The sequence below is a fragment of the Cupriavidus sp. 2KB_3 genome, assembly GCF_052115685.1.
GTDB lineage: Bacteria > Pseudomonadota > Gammaproteobacteria > Burkholderiales > Burkholderiaceae > Cupriavidus > Cupriavidus campinensis.
Map to the genome: position 1 here is coordinate 285,891 of NZ_JBFRHD010000004.1, position 18,969 is coordinate 304,859.

Here is an 18,969-nt window from a genome sequence, read left to right on the forward strand (position 1 = left end):
CAGCGTTCCTATGCACACTGGACGATAGCCTGGCGTGTCCCAGCCCCCGACCATCGGGGGCTGGGGCCGGGCAACAACGCCGCGCAACGAATCTGGCGCCAATATCCAATGTCTAGGCGTTGCTGAAAGGGCGGGGTCTGGGCTATTTGAAATGTCGGCACGAGCGTGCTGTGCGGGGTTGGCTGCTTTTTGTGGGGTTGCGTAGGGCGGTGGCGCTGGCCGGTGGCGCCTGAACTGGGAGCAGGGTCGGGCGGAGGCATGACGGGCGCCACGGCGGAGCCCGGCTCGCTGTCACGGGCCGCTATCGACCCATAACTGTCGCTCGTTTCTACGTCGACGCTGCGTCGAACACCCTGCCGGGGTTCAGAATTCCCTTCGGATCCAGCGCCTGCTTGATGGCTCGCATCAGTGCCAGTTCGGCGGGGCTGCGCGAATGGAGGATGAAAGGCTTCTTGTGCACGCCGATGCCGTGCTCGGCCGATATGCTGCCGGCGAACCGGCGGACGACCTCGTACGCCACGGCGTCGATGGCGGCTTCGGGGAAGTCCGCACCGGCGACGCCAGGCAGGTGCACGCTGAAGTGCAGGTTGCTGTCGCCGACATGACCGAAGTTCACGAGTTCTGCGCCAGGCCACTGCGCCAGCACCGCGGTGCGCAGCGCGTCGGCAAATGCGCCGATCCGGCCGATCGGCAGGCTGACGTCGAACGCGGCGTTCGGCGCCCACATCTGCGGGAACTCCGCCACGGCGTCGCGCAGTTTCCAGAAGCTCTCGGCTTCCTTGCCGCTGGCGGCGATGGCGGCGTCCACGATCAGTCCTTCGCTCATGGCGTCTTCGAGCATGCGCACGAATGCCGCGCCGTCGGCAGCGGCGTCGCTGCCTTGCAGATCGACGAGCACATAAAACGGATGGCCTGCCGGTAGCGGCGCACGCACGCCCGGCACGCGCGTGGTGACCAGCGTGTAGTAGTCGGCCCACATCGCCTCGAACGCCGAGACCCGGCCCGACAACGCGCGCTGCGCATGACGCAGCAGCTTCACCACATCGTCGAACGATGCCAGCGCGCATAGCGCGGTCTGCGTGCTCGAAGGCAGCGGCGCCAGTCGCAGCACCGCGCGTGTCATGACGCCAAGCGTGCCTTCGCTGCCGACGAAATACTGGCGCACGTCGTAGCCAGCGTTGTTCTTCAGCATCTTGTTCAGCGATGTCAGCACCGTGCCGTCGGCCAGCACCACCTCCAGGCCGAGCACCTGATCGCGCATCATGCCGTAGCGGATCACGCGATTGCCGCCCGCGTTGGTGGCGATATTGCCGCCGATCTGGCAACTGCCGCGCGCGCCAAGGTCGACCGCCAGCAGCCATCCCGCCTCGTGCGCCGCTTCCTGCGCGGCCTGCAGCGTGGTGCCGGCGAGCACGGTCATGGTGCCGGACTGTGTGTCGATTTCCTCCACGCCGCGCATGCGTTCCAGTGACAGTACCAGCTCGCCGGCATGGGGCGTCGCGCCGGCCGCCAGGCCTGTTAGCCCCCCCTGCGGCACCACGGGCTGACCGTGGCGATGACAGAGCGCGAGGATCGCCGACACTTCCTCGGTCGAGCGCGGCCGCGCCACGGCAAGCGGCGGCGCACCGAGCGGCGCATACCAGTCCTTGCGGAAGCGCACTTCGATGGCATCGCCGGTTTGCAGTCCGGCGGGATCGAGCAGTGCGGCGAGTTCGGCAAGCAGGGGCGTATTGGGAGTCATGGGAAGAAGTGGAGGGACGTCAGGATGATGCGCAACCTACGTGGCATTTGTCGTCGCGTATAGAACCATTCGCGGGCGTCGCGATGGCACCAGTCATGCGCCGCTCCAGGCCTGCGCGCTGATGCGCGCGGCAATCGCCCTGGGCGGTTCCTGCATGCGTGCCATATGTTCCAGCGCGGGTTCGATCACCTCCGCCAGCTTGCGGAATGCCGGCCCGATCTCGCCTTCGGGCACGCATGCATAGCCCAGCAGCAGGCCCTGCTGCGTCACCGCGCCTTCACTGTAGTAGCGCGACAGCGGTCGCGCCGACAAGCCCTGCGTGCGCGCCGCCATGCTGATGCCGAGATCGTCGGCGCCCGGCGGCAGATGCATCACCATGTGCAGTCCGGCTTCGTGCGTGGACGTGGGCCAGTCGTCGCCGAAGCGGGTGGCGATTGCTTCGCGCAGCAACGCCTGGCGCTGGGCGTACCGCTGCCGCATGCGGCGGATATGGGTGGCGTAGTGGCCTTCCTCTATGAAGTCCGCCAGCACGGCCTGCTGTACAAGCTGGCCTTCCCGATACAACTCCGATAACCCGGTGGCGAAATGCGGCGCCAGCGGCTTTGGCAACACCATGAAGCCCATGCGCAGGCCCGGGAACAGCGTCTTCGAGAAGGTGCCCATGTAGATCACGCGATCGTTTTCGTCCAGCCCCTGCAGCGATGCCACGGGACGGCCCTCGAAGCGGAACTCGCTGTCGTAGTCGTCCTCGATGATCCACGCGCCGCGCTGGCGCGCGTATTCCAGCAGCATGCGGCGGCGCGACAGGCTCATCATCATGCCCAACGGGTACTGGTGCGACGGCGTGACAAAGATGAAGCGCGGCGGATCCTGCAGCGTGGCCGCCGTGGGCGCGATGCCTTCGTCGTCGACCGGCACCGGAATCGGCTCCACGCCGGCGCTGTACAGCAGGCTGCGCGTGCCCCAGTACCCCGGGTCTTCCATCCATGCCTTGTCGCCAGGATCGGCCAGCAGGCGCGCGATAAGGTCGACGGCCTGGTGGATGCCGGTGGTCAGGATGATCTGGTCGGGCTCACAGCGCACCGATCGCACCAGCCGGAGATGCTCGGCCAGCAGTATTTTCAGCGGCAGGTAACCGCCGTGGTGCGCATACGTCAGCAGTTGCGGACTCGGATTGCGCCAGTGCTTGTTCAGGAGACGCGCCCACACGGCGTGCGGAAACAGCGACACATCGGGCACGCCGGCCACGAATGCGCCCCATTGCCGGTCCGATGCACTGGCATGGGACACCAGATGCTGGCCGCGCCGCGACAACGCATACCGGTTTGGATGTTGCTGCATTGCCGGCACATCGATGGTGCCAGTCCGCGCACTGCCGTTGTGCAGTGCACGATGGTCGGGAACTGTGTGCGACACGAAGGTGCCACTTCCGCTCGAAGCGGTGACGTACCCCTCGGCAAGCAATTGCTCGTACGCATACAGCACCGTGTTGCGCGATACGCCGATCTCCGTTGCCAGCACGCGGGACGCAGGCAGCTTGCTCCCCGCAGGTACTGCGCCGGAAAGGATTTCCTGCCGGATGATCACATACAGCTGACGATTCATATGCTCGCCCGCCTTGCCGTTCCATGCACCATCCTGGGTTGCCGCGCGACGTTCGAGGCGCTGCAGCAGCAGCTCGGAGAGAAGGGTCTCTTTCAAAGTGGCTCCAGACAAAAAACTGCATATGGACCTACCGATGGTACCAACCATCGGCTAATTTTCCATCCGTGCCGATGCAGATTTTTTCGATGTCCGTTTGTGGAGACCCCATGCCGAATCCTGCCACTGCCCTTGCACCCGATCTCACCACGCACTCGCTTGCCGACGCAGTACGCGCGCTAACCCCGTACATGGTGGAAACCCTGAGTGGCTTCGTTGCCGCGAAGAGCCCGTCGGGCGCCGAGCAGCCGGCGGTGGACTTCCTCGAAGGCGCCCTGCGCGACCTCGGCCTGACGTCCGAACACATCATGCTCAACACGGCGCAACTGAAAGACCTGCCGCTGTTCTCCACGCCGTGTTGTCCCGATGGCGGCCGCTACAACCTGCTGGCCACCCATCGTCCGCGCGAACGCGGCGGCCGCTCGGTGCTGTTCAATGGCCATCTCGACGTGGTGCCAACCGGCCCCGATGCGATGTGGGCCGAATCGCCATTCAAGGCGTATGTCGAGGATGGCTGGCTGTTCGGGCGCGGCGCCGGCGACATGAAGGCCGGCATCGTGTGCGCGCTGGCCGCGTTCAAGGCGCTCAAGGACCTCGGCGTGCAGCCCGCGGGCAATGTCGGATTCAATGCCGTGCTGGAAGAGGAAAGCACCGGCAACGGCGCGCTGGCCACGGTGGCGGCGCTGCGCAACGCGGTGGGCGCGGGCAAGCTCGCATCGTTCGATACGGTGCTGATCCCCGAACCGCTTGGCGAGTCGCTGATGACCGCGCAGATGGGCGTGTTCTGGATGTTCGTTGACCTGACCGGCCGCCCTGCGCATGCCGCGTACATGACCACGGGCGTCAACCCGGTGGAAGCCGGCATTGCGGTGATGGAAGACCTGCGCAAGCTCGAAGCCGAGTGGAACCTGCCGCAGAATCGTCCGGCCGCGTATCGCGATCACGCGCATCCGATCAACTTCAATCTTGGGCAGATCCATGGCGGCGAATGGAATTCGTCGGTGCCCTGCACATGCACACTTGGTATCCGCATCGGCTTCTATCCGCATATGGATGTGAACGAGGCCAAGGCCATCGTCGCCCAGCGCGTGCGCGATACGCTGGCGCGGCTAGGCAGCACGCTGCAGCTGGAGATCCGCTACGAAGGATTCCACGCGCCGGGCTGCGAGTTCGATCTCGACAACGCGCCGATGCGCGCGCTGGCCGATGCGCACCGCAAAGTGCACGGCAGCGAGGTGCCGCGCACGGCCACCACCGCCACCACCGACGCGCGGCATTTCCGCATCACGCTCGATACGCCGGTCACGTGCTACGGCCCCGAGGCGCGCAATATCCACGGCATCGACGAATCGGTGTCGATCGACAGCATGGTGCGCGTCACCACCACGTTTGCGCAGTTCCTGGTCGACTGGTGCGGCGTGGAGCCAGCCGTGGACTGACCGCCGCGACGTTCGACCGGGCGCCTCTGCGCCGGTGATTTTTCCTCGTTGTAAGCAACCCGCCGGACAACGTGCGCCGCACGCTGCCCGATGACCCTGCCTGTCCCAAAAAAAAGGAAACGACCGATGAAACGCATCACTGCCAGCGTCCAGTCACGCATCAGGGGGAGCCTGGTGTCGATGGCTTTCGTTGCCGCGGCCGGCCTGATGGCCGGCGCCGCGCTTGCCCAGACCACCGGTGGCACCCTGTCCGGCATCGTGCAGCCGGAACCGCCGATCCTGGTCAGCGCGCTCAATTCGCAGGCCCCCACGCAATACGTTGCGGGCAAGATCTACCAGGGCCTGCTGACCTATGGCCCCGACCTGAAGCCGCGTCCGGAGCTGGCCAAGTCGTGGAAGATTTCGCCCGACGGGCTGACCTACACGTTCGAGCTGCAGCAGGGCGTGAAATGGCATGACGGCAAGCCATTCACCTCGGCGGACGTGGTGTTCTCGATCGACAAGATGTTGCGCGAGGTGCACGTGCGCACGCGCGCGGTCATCAACAAATACATGGCGTCGATCCGCGCGGTCAACGACAACACGGTCGAGATCAAGCTGAAGGAGCCTTTCCCGCCGTTCATCTCGATGTTCGAGACCGGCACCATGCCGATGATGCCGAAGCACATCTACGATGGCACCGACTACCGCAACAACCCCGCCAACCAGAAGCCGGTGGGCACGGGTCCGTTCATGTTCAAGGAATGGAAGAAGGGCGCGTACATCAAGCTGGCCAAGAATCCGAATTACTGGAAGAAGGGCCAGCCCTACCTGGACGAACTGGTCTTCTACGTGATCCCCGATTCGGCGTCGCGCGCCGTGGCGTTCGAGAAGGGCGATGTGCAGGTGCTGCGTGGCGGCGACGTGGACAACGTCGACGTCAAGCGCCTGCGCGCGCTGCCCAATGTGGAATACACCACCAAGGGCTGGGAAATGTTCGCGCCCATGGCCAGCCTGCTGCTGAACCAGCGCAAGCCGCCGTTCAACAACGTGCAGGTGCGCCAGGCGGTGATGCATGCGCTGAACCGCAAGCTGATGGTGGACAACATCTTCTTCGGCATGGGCAAGCCCGCGGTCAGCCCCTTCTCGTCGAGCACGCTGTTCTTCGACAAGAACATGCCCACGTTCGATTTCAGCATCAAGAAGGCGCGCGACGAGATCAAGGCGTCGGGCGTGGACGTGGGCAAGTACCCGGTCAAGATCCTGTCGACATCGTACGGCGCCAACTGGGATCGCCTGGACGAGTACGTCAAGCAGATGCTCGAGCAGCTCGGCTTCAAGATCAGCATCGACTCGGCCGATGCTGGCACGTGGTCGGCGCGCGTCGGCAACTGGGATTACGACATGACCGTGACGTACACGTACCAGTACGGTGATCCGGCGCTGGGCGTGGAGCGCCTGTACGTGACGCGCAACATGGTCAAGGGCACGCCGTTCGCCAATGTGCAGGGTTACAGCAACCCTGCAGCTGATGAACTGTGGGCCAAGGCTGGCGCAACCATGGATGGCGGCGAGCGCCAGAAGCTCTACAGCGAACTGCAGAAGATCCTGGTGAACGACGTGGCCAACGCCAACCTGTTCGAGATCGAGTTCCCGACGCTGTATCGCAAGAACGTCAAGAACCTGGTGACCACGGCCATCGGCCTGAACGAGTCGTTCGACAACGTTTCGATCGAGAAGAACTGATCGACGCCGGTATCGCGCGCTGGCGGAGCGCCGCCGGCGCGCGTGCACGAAGGTCATGGTTGTGCGGAGGTGATCGTGAGTTTCCTGTCTTTCCTGATGTCCCGGCTGGCCAAAGCGCTGGTGGTGGTGATCGGCGTGGTGGTCATCAATTTCTTCCTGATCCGCATGGCGCCCGGCGATCCGGCCACCGTCATGGCGGGCGAGGCTGGCGCCGGCGATGCGGCGTACGTGACACAACTGCGCGAGCAGTTCGGACTCGACAAGCCCGTGCTTACGCAGCTCGGCATCTATCTCAAGGGCGTGGCCACGCTTGACCTTGGCTACTCGTACCGCAACCACCTGCCCGTGCTCGACCTGATTCTCGACCGGCTGCCCGCAACGTTTCTGCTGATGAGCGGCGCGTTCGTGTTCTCGATCGCGATGGGCGTGCTGCTGGGCGTGATCTCCGCGCGAACGCGCTACGAGAACCGGCGGCGATGGATCGACAGCGCGGTGATGTCCGGTGCACTGCTGCTCTACGCGACGCCGCTGTTCTGGCTGTCGCTGATGGCCATCATCCTGTTCTCGGTCGTGCTGGGCTGGTTGCCGGCATTCGGCATGGAATCGGTTGGCGCGAACCTGACCGGCATGGCTCGCGCGAAGGATGTCGCCCTGCATATGGTTCTGCCGACTATCTCGCTCGGCTGCTTTTTCATGGCCGTGTATGTGCGGCTGACGCGCGCATCGATGCTTGAAGTGATGGGCATGGACTTCGTCAAGACCGCGCGCGCCAAGGGCGTCCCGGCGCGTCGCGTGATCCGCGTGCACGTGCTGCGCAATGCGCTGCTGCCGGTGATCACGTTCGCGGGCATCCAGCTGGGCCAGATGGCCGGCGGGGCGGTGCTGACCGAAACGGTGTTCTCGTGGCCCGGCATCGGCCGACTGATGTTCGACGCGCTGCTGCAGCGCGACTACCAGTTGCTGCTTGGCATCTTCTTCGTGACGTCGGCGCTGGTGGTGTTCTTCAATCTCGTGACCGACGTGATCTATCGCTTCATTGACCCCCGCATCGCCATCGGCGGCAAGGAGGCCACCGCATGAAATCGTTCGTCAAACGCTATTGCCGCAACTACGGCGCGGTGATCGGCCTGCTGTTGTTGGCCGCGGTGGTGGCGGTGTCGTTCCTGGCGCCGCTGCTGTACGAGGAATCGCCGTGGCTGATGGTGGCCGATCCGCTCATGAAACCGTTTGCCGACATGGCCTACCCGTTCGGCACCGACATGCTCGGGCGCGACATCACGGCCGGGCTGCTGTACGGCGCGCGTGTGTCGTTGCTGGTCGGCGTGATCTCGACGGCCGTGGCGCTGGTGCTAGGCGTCATGGTGGGCGCCGTGGCCGGTTATTGCGGCGGCCGCATCGATGACGCGCTGATGCGCCTGACCGAGTTCTTCCAGACCATTCCCCAGTTGGCGATGGCGGTGGTGATCGTGGCCATCTTCAATCCGTCGATCTATTCGATCGTCGGCGCGATCTCGGTGGTGTCGTGGCCGCCCGTGGCGCGGCTGGTGCGCGGCGAATTCCTGTCGCTGAAGCAGCGCGAATTCGTGCAGGCCGCAGTGGTGATCGGGCAGCGCCCGCTGCGCATCATCCTCACGCAGATGCTGCCCAATGCGATGTCGCCGATCATCGTCTCCGCGTCATTCATGGTCGCCACGGCGATCCTGACCGAATCGGCGTTGTCGTTCCTGGGCCTGGGCGATCGCAACATGATGAGTTGGGGCTTCATGATTGGCGCGGCGCGCACGATGATCCGCGAGGCGTGGTGGATGAGCGTGTGGCCCGGCGTGGCCATTCTGCTGACCGTGCTGGCCATCAACCTGATCGGCGAAGGGCTCAACGACGCCCTGAATCCGCAATTGCGCCGCCGTGGCGAGTAAGGAGGGCTGCCCATGACGCAATCCAACATTCCCCAGCAGGCCGCCGAGCCGTTGCTGTCGATCCGCAACCTTTCGATCGCGCTGCCGCATGGCGGCGACCGGCCGCACGCCGTGCGTGATATCTCGTATGACCTGCATGCCGGCGAGATCCTGTGCATCGTGGGCGAATCGGGCTCGGGCAAGTCCATGAGCGCCAACGCCATCATGGGCCTGCTGCCCACCTACCTGAAGCCCGAGGCCGGCCAGATCCTGTTCCAGGCGCGCGACCTGCTGGCGCTGGACGAGACCACCTTGCTCGGCATGCGCGGCAAGGACATGGCGATGGTGTTCCAGGAGCCGCTGTCCGCGCTGAATCCTGTGATGACCGTTGGCGACCAGATCGCCGAAGTCATGCGCGTGCATCGCGCCTATCCGGGCGAGGCGTGCCAGCGCCGCGTGCTGGACCTGCTGGAATTCGTCGGCCTGCCCGATCCTGCCACGCTTGTGCACATCTATCCGTTCCGGCTGTCGGGCGGCCAGCGCCAGCGCGTGGTCATTGCCATGGCCCTGGCGCTGGAGCCCAAGCTGCTGATTGCCGACGAACCCACCACCGCGCTGGACGTCACCACTCAGGCGCAGATCCTGCGGCTGATCCGTCGCATCCAGGCGGAGAAGGGCATGGGGGTGATGTTCGTCACCCACGATTTTGGCGTGGTGGCCGAGATTGCCGATCGGGTCGCGGTGATGGAGAAAGGTGAACTGGTGGAGATCGGCGCGGCGCGCCAGGTGCTCGAGCATCCGCAGCATCCTTACACGCGCCGGCTGATCAGTGCCGTGCCGCACGGCCGCGCGAAGGCCGCCGGCCATGACGCCGGCGGCACCGTGCTCACGGTGCGCAACCTGCGCAAGACCTATGTGTCGGGCGGCGGGTTGTTCTCGAAAAAGCGCGTGACGCACGCGGTGGACGACGTGTCGTTCCAGGTGCGCCGCGGCCAGACGCTCGGCATCGTCGGCGAGTCGGGCTCGGGCAAGTCCACCATCGGCAAATGCCTGCTGAGGCTGACCAGCGTTGATGGCGGCCAGATGCTGTTCGACGGCCAGGATATCGCGCGGTTGTCCGAACGCCAGTTTCGGCCGCTGCGTCGCGACGTGCAGATGATCTTCCAGGATCCGTTTGCGTCGCTGAATCCGCGCCACACGGTGGGCCGCATCATCACCGACGGCCCGGTCGCCAACGGCGTGCCGCTGGCCGATGCGCGCAAGCGCGCGCGCGAACTGCTGCAATTGGTCGGGCTCGAGCCCTCGGCGTTCGATCGCTATCCGAACCAGTTCTCGGGCGGGCAGCGCCAGCGCATCGGCATCGCGCGGGCGCTCGCATTGGAGCCCAAGCTGCTGGTCGCCGATGAATCGGTCTCCGCACTGGACGTTTCGGTCCAGGCCCAGGTGCTGCAACTGCTGGCCGACCTACAGAAGAAGCTCGATATCGCGCTGGTCTTCATCACGCACGACCTGCGCGTGGCCGCGCAGATCTGCCACCACATCATCGTCATGCATCGCGGCCGCGTGGTGGAGTCCGGGCCGCCCGCGCAGATTTTTGACGCCCCCGAACACGATTACACGCGCCGGCTGATCGACGCCATTCCGGGCAAGTCGTGGGACCCCACGCTTATCCGGGCCGCCGCCTGACGCCTCCGTCTCTTGACGCATTTACTGGAGCCACACATGAAGAACGCAGAACTGGTCCGCCGCAAGGACGCCGCTACCCCGCGCGGCGTGGGCGTGATGTGCAATTTCTACGCCGAACGCGCCCAGAACAGCGAGATCTGGGACGTCGAAGGCAAGCGCTATATCGACTTTGCCGCCGGGATCGCCGTGCTTAACACCGGTCATCGCCACCCCCGCCTGGTGGCGGCGCTGCAGGAGCAGTTGAACCGTTTCACGCATACCGCCTACCAGATCGTGCCTTACGCCAGCTATATCGAGCTGGCGGAGAAGATCAACCAGCGCGCGCCGGGCCGCTCGGCGCGCAAGACGGCGTTCTTTACCACCGGCGCCGAAGCCGTCGAGAACGCCATCAAGATTGCGCGCGCCGCCACGGGACGGCCGGGCGTGATTGCCTTCTCGGGTGGCTTTCATGGCCGCACGATGATGGGCATGGCGCTCACCGGCAAGGTGGCGCCGTACAAGGTGGGCTTCGGCCCGTTCCCGGGTGAGGTCTATCACGCACCATATCCGTCGGCGCTGCACGGCGTGAGCGTCGACGACGCGCGTCGCGCGCTCGATCATCTGTTCAAGGCCGACATCGATCCGCGCCGCGTGGCCGCGATGATCTTCGAGCCGGTGCAGGGCGAGGGCGGCTTCAACGTGGCGCCGCCGGAGTTCGTCCGCATGCTGCGCGCCATCTGCGACGAACACGGCATCCTGCTGATCGCCGACGAAGTGCAGACCGGCTTTGGCCGCACCGGCAAGCTGTTTGCGATGGAGCACTACGACGTGGCGCCGGACCTGACCACGATGGCCAAGAGTCTTGCGGGCGGCATGCCGCTGTCGGCCGTGTGCGGACGAGCCGAGATCATGGACGCGCCGTCGCCGGGTGGGCTGGGCGGCACCTATGCGGGCAACCCGCTGGCCGTGGCGTCTGCGCTGGCCGTGCTCGACGTGCTCGAGACGGAGAACCTGATCGCGCGCGGCGCCGCGCTGGGCCAACGCCTGACGGAGCGTCTCAACAGCCTCAAGCCGCGCGTGCCGCAGATTGCCGAGGTGCGTGGCATCGGTGCGATGGTGGCCATGGAATTTCGGCGCGCCGATGGCAGCCCCGACGCCGATTTCACGCGCGACGTGCAGAACCGCGCGCTGGAAAAGGGCTTGCTGCTGTTGTCGTGCGGTGTGTATGGCAACGTTATCCGCTTCCTGTTCCCGCTGACCATCGAGGACGCCGTGATGGACGAGGGCCTCGACATCCTGGCTGAAGTGCTGACCCGCTGATCCGCTGACCAAGGACCGAGGACCGAGGACTGAGACATGACCCGACCGCAAGCCGTACCGACCGTGCAGGTCGACAACGATCGCGTGATCGTGACCGAATGGCGCTTCGCAAGGGGCGCCGAAACCGGACAACATCGCCATGGCCATGACTACGTGGTGGTGCCGATGACCACCGGCGCGCTGCTGCTGCAGACCCCGCAGGGCGAGATCACCAGCCAGTTGGTGGCAGGGCAGGCGTACTCGCGGCCCGCCGGCGTCGAGCACAACGTGATCAACGCGCACGATGGCGAATGCGTATTCGTCGAAATCGAGATCAAGCGCGGAGGACTCGCATGAGCACGCTGCGAGAACGCAATGGCGGCCAGATCCTGGTCGACCAACTGCGAATCCAGGGCGCGCGGCGCGTGTTCCTGGTGCCCGGCGAAAGCTATCTGCCATGCATCGACGCGCTCAACGAGCACCGCGACGCCATTGCGCCGATCGTCTGCCGCCAGGAAAGCGGCGCGGGCTACATGGCAGAGGCTTATGGCAAGCTGACCGGCGAGCCTGGCGTATGCTTCGTCACGCGCGGCCCCGGCGCCACCAATGCCAGCATCGCCGTGCATACCGCATTCCAGGATTCCACGCCGATGATCCTGTTCGTTGGCCAGGTCGGCAACGATTTCTATGAGCGCGAGGCGTTCCAGGAGATCGACTACCGGCGCATGTTCGGCCAGATGGCGAAGTGGGTGGCGCAGATCGATCGCACGGACCGCATCCCCGAATTCGTCGCGCGCGCCTATGCGGTGGCCACCAGCGGGCGTCCCGGCCCGGTGGTGCTGGCCTTGCCGGAGGACACCTTGTGGGGGCGCGCCAGCGTGCCTGACATGCCGCGCTACGAGCGTGCGTACGGGGCGCCGACGCCGACGGCAATCGACCGGCTGGCCACGATGCTGGCCGGCGCGCAGCGGCCGTTCCTGATGGTGGGCGGATCGGGCTGGACGCCCGCCGCGGTGCGCCAGATCGAGGGGTTCGCCGAACGCTTCGCGCTGCCGGTCGGCGTGGCATGGCGTCGCCTCGAATGCTTCGACAACGACCATCCGAACTTTGCCGGGCATGTGGGTTGGGGCATGACCGGCGCGCTGCGCCAGCGCATCCGCGACGCCGATCTGGTGATCGCCGTGGGCACGCGCATGGGCGAGGCCACGACCGAGGGCTACACGCTGGTCGAAAGTCCACTGCCGAAACAGCAACTGGTGCACGTGTACCCCGACCCCGACGAACTGGGCCGCGTGTTTCGCGCGGCGCTGCCGATCGCGGCCGACGTGGTGTCGTTCGCGGCGGCCGTCGCGCAACTGACGCCCGCTACGGCGCCGGAGCGCGCGGCGGTGGCGGAGGCGCACGCCAGTTTCCGCGGGGAGCAGGCGCCCAAGGCGGCCCCGGGCGCGCTGAACCTGAACCGCGTGGCGTGCCACGTGCGCGACAACGTGCCGGCTGATGCATGCATCACCGTCGGGGCCGGCAACTACGCGCTGTTTGCGCATACCTATCACCGCTTTCACGGCGTGGGCACCAGCCTGGCGCCGACCGTCGGGTCGATGGGGTATGGGCTGCCCGCCGCCATTTCGGCCAAGCTCGAGCGGCCCGATCGCACGGTGGTCTGCTATGCGGGCGATGGCTGCTTCCAGATGAACCTGCAGGAACTGGGCGTGGCCATGCAGTACCGGCTTGGCATCGTGATCCTCGTGTTCAACAACGGCATGTGGGGCACGATCCGCGCCCATCAGGAGCGCGAGTTCCCGGGGCGCACGATTGCGCTGACGTTCGACAACCCCGCATTCAGTGAGCTAATCAAGGCGTATCGCGGGCATGGCGAGGTCGTCGACAACGACGAGGCGTTTGGTCCAGCTTTTGCCCGCGCGCTGGCGTTTGCCGCGCGCGAAAACCTCCCGGCGCTGATCGAGCTGCGCTACGAACCCGACGGCATCGCGCCCGGCGTGACGCTGTCGGGCATCCGCGCGGCCGCGCTGGCGAAGCAATCGAGCTGACCGGCCCCCAATCAGAACTTTCCGTGAATCCCACCATGCGCGCCTTCTTTTCGGATGACCAGTTGCTGCACCAGCCTCGGCAGTTCATGCGCGCAGGCCGGCTGTGCGAGCCGACCGATGTGCCCGCCCGCGCCGCCGCGCTCCAGCGGGCGCTCGACGCCCGCGGTATCGAAGTTGCCGCGCCTCCGGACTACGGCCGTGCGCCGCTGGAAACCGCGCACAGCCCGGCCTACCTTGATTTCCTGAGCACCGCGCACGCGCGCTGGATGGCCATGGCGTCGCCCACTCTGGAGCCGGGCATCGAGGTGCTGCCGAATCTCTCGCCGTACTACAACGGCCGGGTCGACAAGACGCGGCGCGGGCCTTGTCCGTCCGGCAGCGTGATTGCTGAAGCGGGCTACTACCTTGGCGATCTGAGCTGCCCGCTGGGGCCCGACAGCTGGCGCTCGATCCTGCGCTCGGCGCATAGCGCGGTGGCTGCGGCGCGGCACGTTTGCGCGCCGCACGACGGCAATGGCATGGCCTACGCGCTGTGCCGGCCGTCGGGCCATCACGCGCATGCCGACCGGGCCAGCGGGTTCTGCTACGTCAACAACTCGGCCATCGCCGCGCAGACGCTGCTGGAGCGCTTCGACAAGGTGGCCGTGCTGGACGTGGACGCCCATCACGGCGACGGCACGCAGCAGATCTTCTATCAGCGCTCGGACGTGATGACGATTTCGCTGCATGCCGATCCGGGCGCGTACTACCCGTTCTATACCGGCTACGCCACCGAGCGCGGCCATGGCGCGGGCTACGGCTACAACCTCAATTTTCCGCTGCCGCACGGCACGGCCGATGCGGGATTCCTGTCCGCGCTGGACAGTGCACTCGATGCGCTGCGCGACTACCGACCGCAGGCGCTGGTGCTGGCGCTCGGTTTCGACACCTACCGCCATGATCCGATCAGCGTGCTGCAGGTGGGTATCGACGCGTATCGCAGCATTGGCGAACGCATCCACGCGCTCGGCGTGCCGACCGTGGTGGTGCAGGAGGGCGGCTACGAGGTGGACGCCATCGGCATGGCGCTGGAATCGTTCCTGGCCGGCTTTGCGCCGGCTATCGCATAAACATCGGGAGCAGGCAATGACGACTTTGCATGTCAACGGCCAGCGGCTGTGGCAGTCGCTGATGGACCTGGCCGCGATCGGCGCGACGCCGAAGGGCGGCAACGCGCGGCTGGCGCTGACCGCGCTTGACGGCCAGGGCCGTGACCTGGTTACTGGGTGGATGCGTGATGCGGGCCTGACGGTGACCGTGGATCGCGTCGGCAATATCTTCGGGCGCCGCGCTGGTCGCGATGACAGCCTGCCGCCGGTGATGACCGGCAGCCATATCGACACCCAGCCTACCGGCGGCAAGTTCGACGGCTGCTTTGGCGTGCTGGCCGGATTGGAGGTGATGCGCACGTTGAACGATCACGGCGTGCGGACGGATGCACCGCTGGAACTGGCAATCTGGACCAATGAGGAAGGCACGCGGTTTGTGCCGGTGATGATGGGCTCGGGCGTGTTTGCCGGCGTCTTTCCGCTGGAAGTGGCGCTGAACGCGGTCGACACGGCGGGAAAGCGCGTCGACGACGAACTTCGCGCGATCGGCTACGCAGGCGAGGTGCCGGTCGGCGGCCGTCCGGTCGGCGCATATTTCGAGGCCCATATCGAACAGGGCCCGATCCTCGAAGCGCAGGACAACGTGATTGGCGTGGTGACGGGATCGCTGGGCCTGCGTTGGTACGACGTGACCGTGACCGGCATGGAGGCGCACGCCGGCCCCACGCCGATGCCGCTGCGCCGCGACGCGCTGTATGGCGCCACGCACCTGATGCAGGAGGTGGTCCGCATCGCCCACGACTTCGCGCCCCATGGCCGCGGCACGGTCGGCGTGGTTGCCGTGCACCCGGCGTCGCGCAACGTGATCCCGGGCAGCGTCACCTTCACTGTCGATTTGCGCCACCAGGACGCGGAGCAGCTGAAGGCGATGGACGCACGCTTTCGCGCCGCATGCGCGGCGCTGGCGGAGGGCGCTACCACGGGCACCGCGCTCGACGTGAAGATCGTCGACGTGCAGTACTTCGCGCCGACGCCTTTCGCGCCGGAGCTGGTGGCGCAGGTACGCTGCGAGGCCCGCGCCCGCGGCTACAGCCATCAGGACATCGTGACTGGCGCGGGTCATGACGCGGTGTATATCGCCGGCGTTGCGCCGACGGCGATGATCTTCGTACCGTGCAAGGACGGCATCAGCCATAACGAAGTGGAAGACGCCAGGCCGGAACACCTTGAAGCCGGCGCCAACGTACTGCTGGGCGCGATGCTGGCGCAGGCGGGCAAGGAGCACGCATGATCCAGGCACTGGGCACCCTGCGGGACTGGCAGGCCAAGGCCGCCGCGTTAGAGATCGGCGCGCAGGCGTATATCGGCGGGCAATGGGCGGACGCCGCGGATGGCGCGACATTCGACTGCATCAATCCGGCCACCGGCGAGCTGCTGGCGCGCGTGCCGGCCTGCGGCGCGGCCGATGTGGACCGCGCGGTGGCCGCTGCGCGACGCGCCTTCGACGCCGGCACGTGGCGCGACATGCCGCGCCGCGACCGCAAGGCGGTCTTGCTGCGGCTGGCCGCGCTGATCGATACGCATCGCGACGAACTGGCCTTGCTGGAAACGCTCGACATGGGCAAGCCCATCGCGGACACGATGCTCTACGACATCCCCGAGGCGGCACGCACCTACGCCTGGTACGCGGAAAGCATCGACAAGGTCTACGACGAGATCGCGCCGACCGACGGCAACGTGCTGGCGACCATCACGCGGGAGCCGGTTGGCGTGGTGGCCGCCGTGGTGCCTTGGAACTATCCGTTGCTGATGGCAAGCTGGAAAGTGGCCCCGGCGCTGGCCGCGGGCAACAGCGTGGTGCTCAAGCCGGCCGAGCAGTCGCCGCTCACGGCGATCCGCCTTGCCGCGCTGGTCGAACAGGCCGGCGTGCCGCCGGGCGTGTTCAACGTGGTGCCGGGGCTGGGCGCGGATGCGGGACAGGCGCTCGGGCGTCATGCCGACGTCGATTGCCTGGCCTTTACCGGGTCGACGGCAACCGGCAAGCGTTTCATGGAATACAGCGGGCAGTCCAACCTGAAGCGGGTCTGGCTCGAGTGCGGCGGCAAGTCGCCGCACCTCGTGTTCGACGATTGCCCGGACCTCGATCGCGCCGCGCTGGCCGCCGCCATAGGCATCTTCAACAACCAGGGCGAGATCTGTATCGCAGGATCGCGGCTGTATGTGCAGCGCGGCATCTACGAGGCCTTGCTGACGCGGCTGCAGGCGCATGCCGCCGCCATGCAGCCGGGCGATCCGCTCGATCCGGCGTCGGCCATGGGCGCGATCGTCGATGGTCGCCAGTTCGATCGCGTGATGTCGTATATCGAGGCGGGCCGCAGGGAGGGTGCCACGCTTCGCGCGGGCGGGCAGGCCGCCCGTAGCGGCAGCGGCGGCTGGTTCGTGCAGCCGACGATCTTCGAATGCCCGTCGCAGGCGCTGACCATCGTACGCGAGGAAATCTTCGGGCCGGTGCTGGCCGTGACCGTGTTCGACACCGAGGACGACGTGGTGCGCATGGCCAACGATTCGCCCTATGGCCTTGGGGCGGGGTTGTGGACGTCTGACCTGTCGCGTGCGCACCGCGTATCGCGCAAGCTGCGCAGCGGGCTGGTGTGGGTGAACTGCTACATGGACGGCGATATCACCGTGCCATTCGGCGGCGTGAAGCAGTCCGGCTTCGGGCGCGACAAGTCGCTGCATGCGCTGGAAAAATACCAGGACCTGAAAACCACCTGGATCCGGCTCGGCGATTAGCCCCGCGGCAAGCCGCGGCGCCGGCTAGTTTGAAATGTCGGTACGGGTGTGCTTTTTGTGCGAGGCTTGATTCGTTCCTGGGGGTGCCCGCAAGGCGCTGATGCTGGCCGTTTGTGCCTGCGGCGGGAGCAGGGTGGGCCGGTTGCATGACGGGTTGCCGCGGTGAATCCGGGCTGCCGCTATCGACCCAAAGCGGCCAGCCATTGCGTCCCAATGCGGACGTCCACGCCCCTGCTGTCTCTTAAGTAGATCGGAGCTTGCGCGCACAAAAACCATAGTCTGTCGGCGCAAAAATCGAGAAACCGAACTCGACAAGCACTGGCTGCAGTCCCCCGGAAAGCGGAATTCCATAGACCTCCAGAATCGAGTAGCCCGGATACTGGGAGTAACTATTGTGGTGCTCGTCTACAGAATCTAGGATTGCGTCGCACCAGCTTTCTCGATCTGCTCCGTACTGAATGAACGTAATAACACCGCCTTGTATGTTGAGTCCTGTCGAATTTGGTGATGCACCCCAGATTTGCTCCGCGACGGCAACATTAACGGGGGTAGCAACGACCCACGTGTGCCACACTCTCGCGGCCACGTCTCGGATACGAGTGCCAAATTCAGGATCTACGACGAGTGACTAATCCGTCTGGCGGCCGCCAGATGCGGAGACAAGGGGATTGTGGTGAATCGCACGCCCCAGATCGAGCCTATTGATCTGTCGTTGCCGCTTCACGCTTAGCGGCACCTTGGCGGGCCGCGGCGGATCCCCTGAGAGGGTGCGCGAGGGCGCGCCCCAGCGGCGGTTATCCCTCTGCGCCTGCACTTCTGCGGCAACGGCCAGCGTGCGCCCCAGCCACTTGTTGTCGACGATCGCACCCTGGTCGACTTCGGCGAACCGGTCATAGGTGGTGTAGGGCAGGGCAGCGCCATCGGCCCATAGCTCGACCCGGCCGTCCGGGTACTCGGCCACCTCGATGTAGCGGTGGATCAACCGCCGATGCTCGGGCAAATCCTCGAGCAGGTACAGGCACGGGCTGCCAGCCCCCGGTTCAGCGCCCGGTTGCCAGGAGTGCTGCCGCGCTTGCGGGATACCAAGCCGAGACGGGGCCATCTTGCCGGTAGCGGTTCGCCAGCCGTTCGATTTGCCGCGTGCTCAGCTGCAGCTTCTCGGCCGCCCGCCACGGCTTAAGTTCGCCACGGACGACGGTTTCGACGACTTTGAGCCGATCAAGCTCACGCATGCTCATGGTCACCAATCCTTGTCTGTGCATGGCTGCCTCCCAAAGCGCCCGACGAAACTCGGAGCGTACGGGGAGGCAGCCTCAGGTGACATCTCTATTCGTCGCAAAGGTGACATTACTATTTGGCGCCAACATCAATTGTCTAGGCGGTTCTGAAAGGTCGGGGCTTCCGCTAAATAGAAATGTCAGTCCGAGCGTGCTTTTTGTGCGGGGTGGGATGTTTTTTGTGGGGTGCCCGTAAGGCGGTGGCGCTGGCCGATGGCGCCTGAGCCGGGAGCAGGGTGGGACATTCCGTTCCCGCGATGGCGCGTTCCAGATCCAGCCGGTTGATCAGCCGTTGGCG

General features: G+C 65.9%; 15 protein-coding genes. 11 read left to right on the top strand and 4 right to left on the bottom strand.

Annotated elements, in window-relative coordinates; genetic code table 11:
* Window positions 1-328: 328 nt before the first annotated feature.
* Together AB4120_RS06025 and pdxR are read right to left on the bottom strand one after the other, a co-directional pair.
* The gene (locus tag AB4120_RS06025; protein ID WP_441642003.1) at window positions 329-1,741 is read right to left on the bottom strand and encodes an FAD-binding oxidoreductase; all 1,413 of its coding nucleotides are present in this window, start codon (window positions 1,739-1,741) and stop codon (window positions 329-331) included.
* Window positions 1,742-1,834: 93 nt separating this feature from the next.
* Window positions 1,835-3,442 (bottom strand): MocR-like pyridoxine biosynthesis transcription factor PdxR, encoded by a 1,608-nt coding sequence (pdxR, locus tag AB4120_RS06030; protein WP_149137520.1) that lies wholly within the window; start codon window positions 3,440-3,442, stop codon window positions 1,835-1,837.
* A 110-nt stretch (window positions 3,443-3,552) separates the two neighbouring features.
* Here pdxR and AB4120_RS06035 point away from each other — a divergent pair, with 110 nt between their 5' ends.
* From AB4120_RS06035 to AB4120_RS06085, 11 genes are all read left to right on the top strand, one after another.
* Window positions 3,553-4,881 (top strand): ArgE/DapE family deacylase, encoded by a 1,329-nt coding sequence (locus AB4120_RS06035; protein ID WP_441642004.1) that lies wholly within the window; start codon window positions 3,553-3,555, stop codon window positions 4,879-4,881.
* A 126-nt stretch (window positions 4,882-5,007) separates the two neighbouring features.
* Window positions 5,008-6,606, top strand: a complete 1,599-nt coding sequence (locus AB4120_RS06040) for an ABC transporter substrate-binding protein (RefSeq protein WP_149135958.1) — start codon at window positions 5,008-5,010, stop codon at window positions 6,604-6,606.
* A gap of 75 nt (window positions 6,607-6,681) precedes the next feature.
* Window positions 6,682-7,686 carry an ABC transporter permease gene (locus tag AB4120_RS06045; protein WP_187645145.1) on the top strand — a complete coding sequence of 335 codons (1,005 nt, stop codon included), beginning with the start codon at window positions 6,682-6,684 and terminating at the stop codon, window positions 7,684-7,686.
* Window positions 7,683-8,522, top strand: a complete 840-nt coding sequence (locus tag AB4120_RS06050; protein WP_441642005.1) for an ABC transporter permease — start codon at window positions 7,683-7,685, stop codon at window positions 8,520-8,522. The genes AB4120_RS06045 and AB4120_RS06050 overlap by 4 nt, the downstream gene beginning before the upstream one ends.
* Window positions 8,523-8,534: 12 nt before the next feature.
* A complete protein-coding gene (locus AB4120_RS06055; RefSeq protein WP_441642006.1) occupies window positions 8,535-10,187 on the top strand; it encodes an ABC transporter ATP-binding protein in 1,653 nt (550 codons plus the stop codon).
* A 36-nt stretch (window positions 10,188-10,223) separates the two neighbouring features.
* Window positions 10,224-11,486 (top strand): 4-aminobutyrate--2-oxoglutarate transaminase, encoded by a 1,263-nt coding sequence (gene gabT, locus AB4120_RS06060; protein WP_441642007.1) that lies wholly within the window; start codon window positions 10,224-10,226, stop codon window positions 11,484-11,486.
* A 36-nt stretch (window positions 11,487-11,522) separates the two neighbouring features.
* Window positions 11,523-11,822, top strand: coding sequence for a cupin domain-containing protein (locus tag AB4120_RS06065; RefSeq protein WP_149135954.1), 300 nt, complete (start codon window positions 11,523-11,525; stop codon window positions 11,820-11,822).
* Window positions 11,819-13,513, top strand: coding sequence for a thiamine pyrophosphate-binding protein (locus AB4120_RS06070; RefSeq protein ID WP_149135953.1), 1,695 nt, complete (start codon window positions 11,819-11,821; stop codon window positions 13,511-13,513). The genes AB4120_RS06065 and AB4120_RS06070 overlap by 4 nt, the downstream gene beginning before the upstream one ends.
* A 35-nt stretch (window positions 13,514-13,548) precedes the next feature.
* The gene (locus AB4120_RS06075; protein WP_441642008.1) at window positions 13,549-14,622 is read left to right on the top strand and encodes a histone deacetylase family protein; all 1,074 of its coding nucleotides are present in this window, start codon (window positions 13,549-13,551) and stop codon (window positions 14,620-14,622) included.
* A 16-nt stretch (window positions 14,623-14,638) separates the two neighbouring features.
* Entirely contained in the window at window positions 14,639-15,892 is a 1,254-nt protein-coding gene (locus tag AB4120_RS06080; RefSeq protein WP_441642009.1) for a Zn-dependent hydrolase, read from the top strand.
* Window positions 15,892-17,394, top strand: a complete 1,503-nt coding sequence (locus AB4120_RS06085) for an aldehyde dehydrogenase (RefSeq protein WP_392388507.1) — start codon at window positions 15,892-15,894, stop codon at window positions 17,392-17,394. The genes AB4120_RS06080 and AB4120_RS06085 overlap by 1 nt, the downstream gene beginning before the upstream one ends.
* A gap of 628 nt (window positions 17,395-18,022) precedes the next feature.
* Here the strand turns inward: AB4120_RS06085 and AB4120_RS06090 are convergent.
* Together AB4120_RS06090 and AB4120_RS06095 are read right to left on the bottom strand one after the other, a co-directional pair.
* Window positions 18,023-18,376: a hypothetical protein gene (locus AB4120_RS06090; protein WP_441642010.1), complete on the bottom strand. Its 354-nt coding sequence runs from the start codon at window positions 18,374-18,376 to the stop codon at window positions 18,023-18,025.
* Window positions 18,377-18,434: 58 nt separating this feature from the next.
* Window positions 18,435-18,632: a helix-turn-helix domain-containing protein gene (locus AB4120_RS06095; protein ID WP_441642011.1), complete on the bottom strand. Its 198-nt coding sequence runs from the start codon at window positions 18,630-18,632 to the stop codon at window positions 18,435-18,437.
* Window positions 18,633-18,969: the final 337 nt, after the last annotated feature.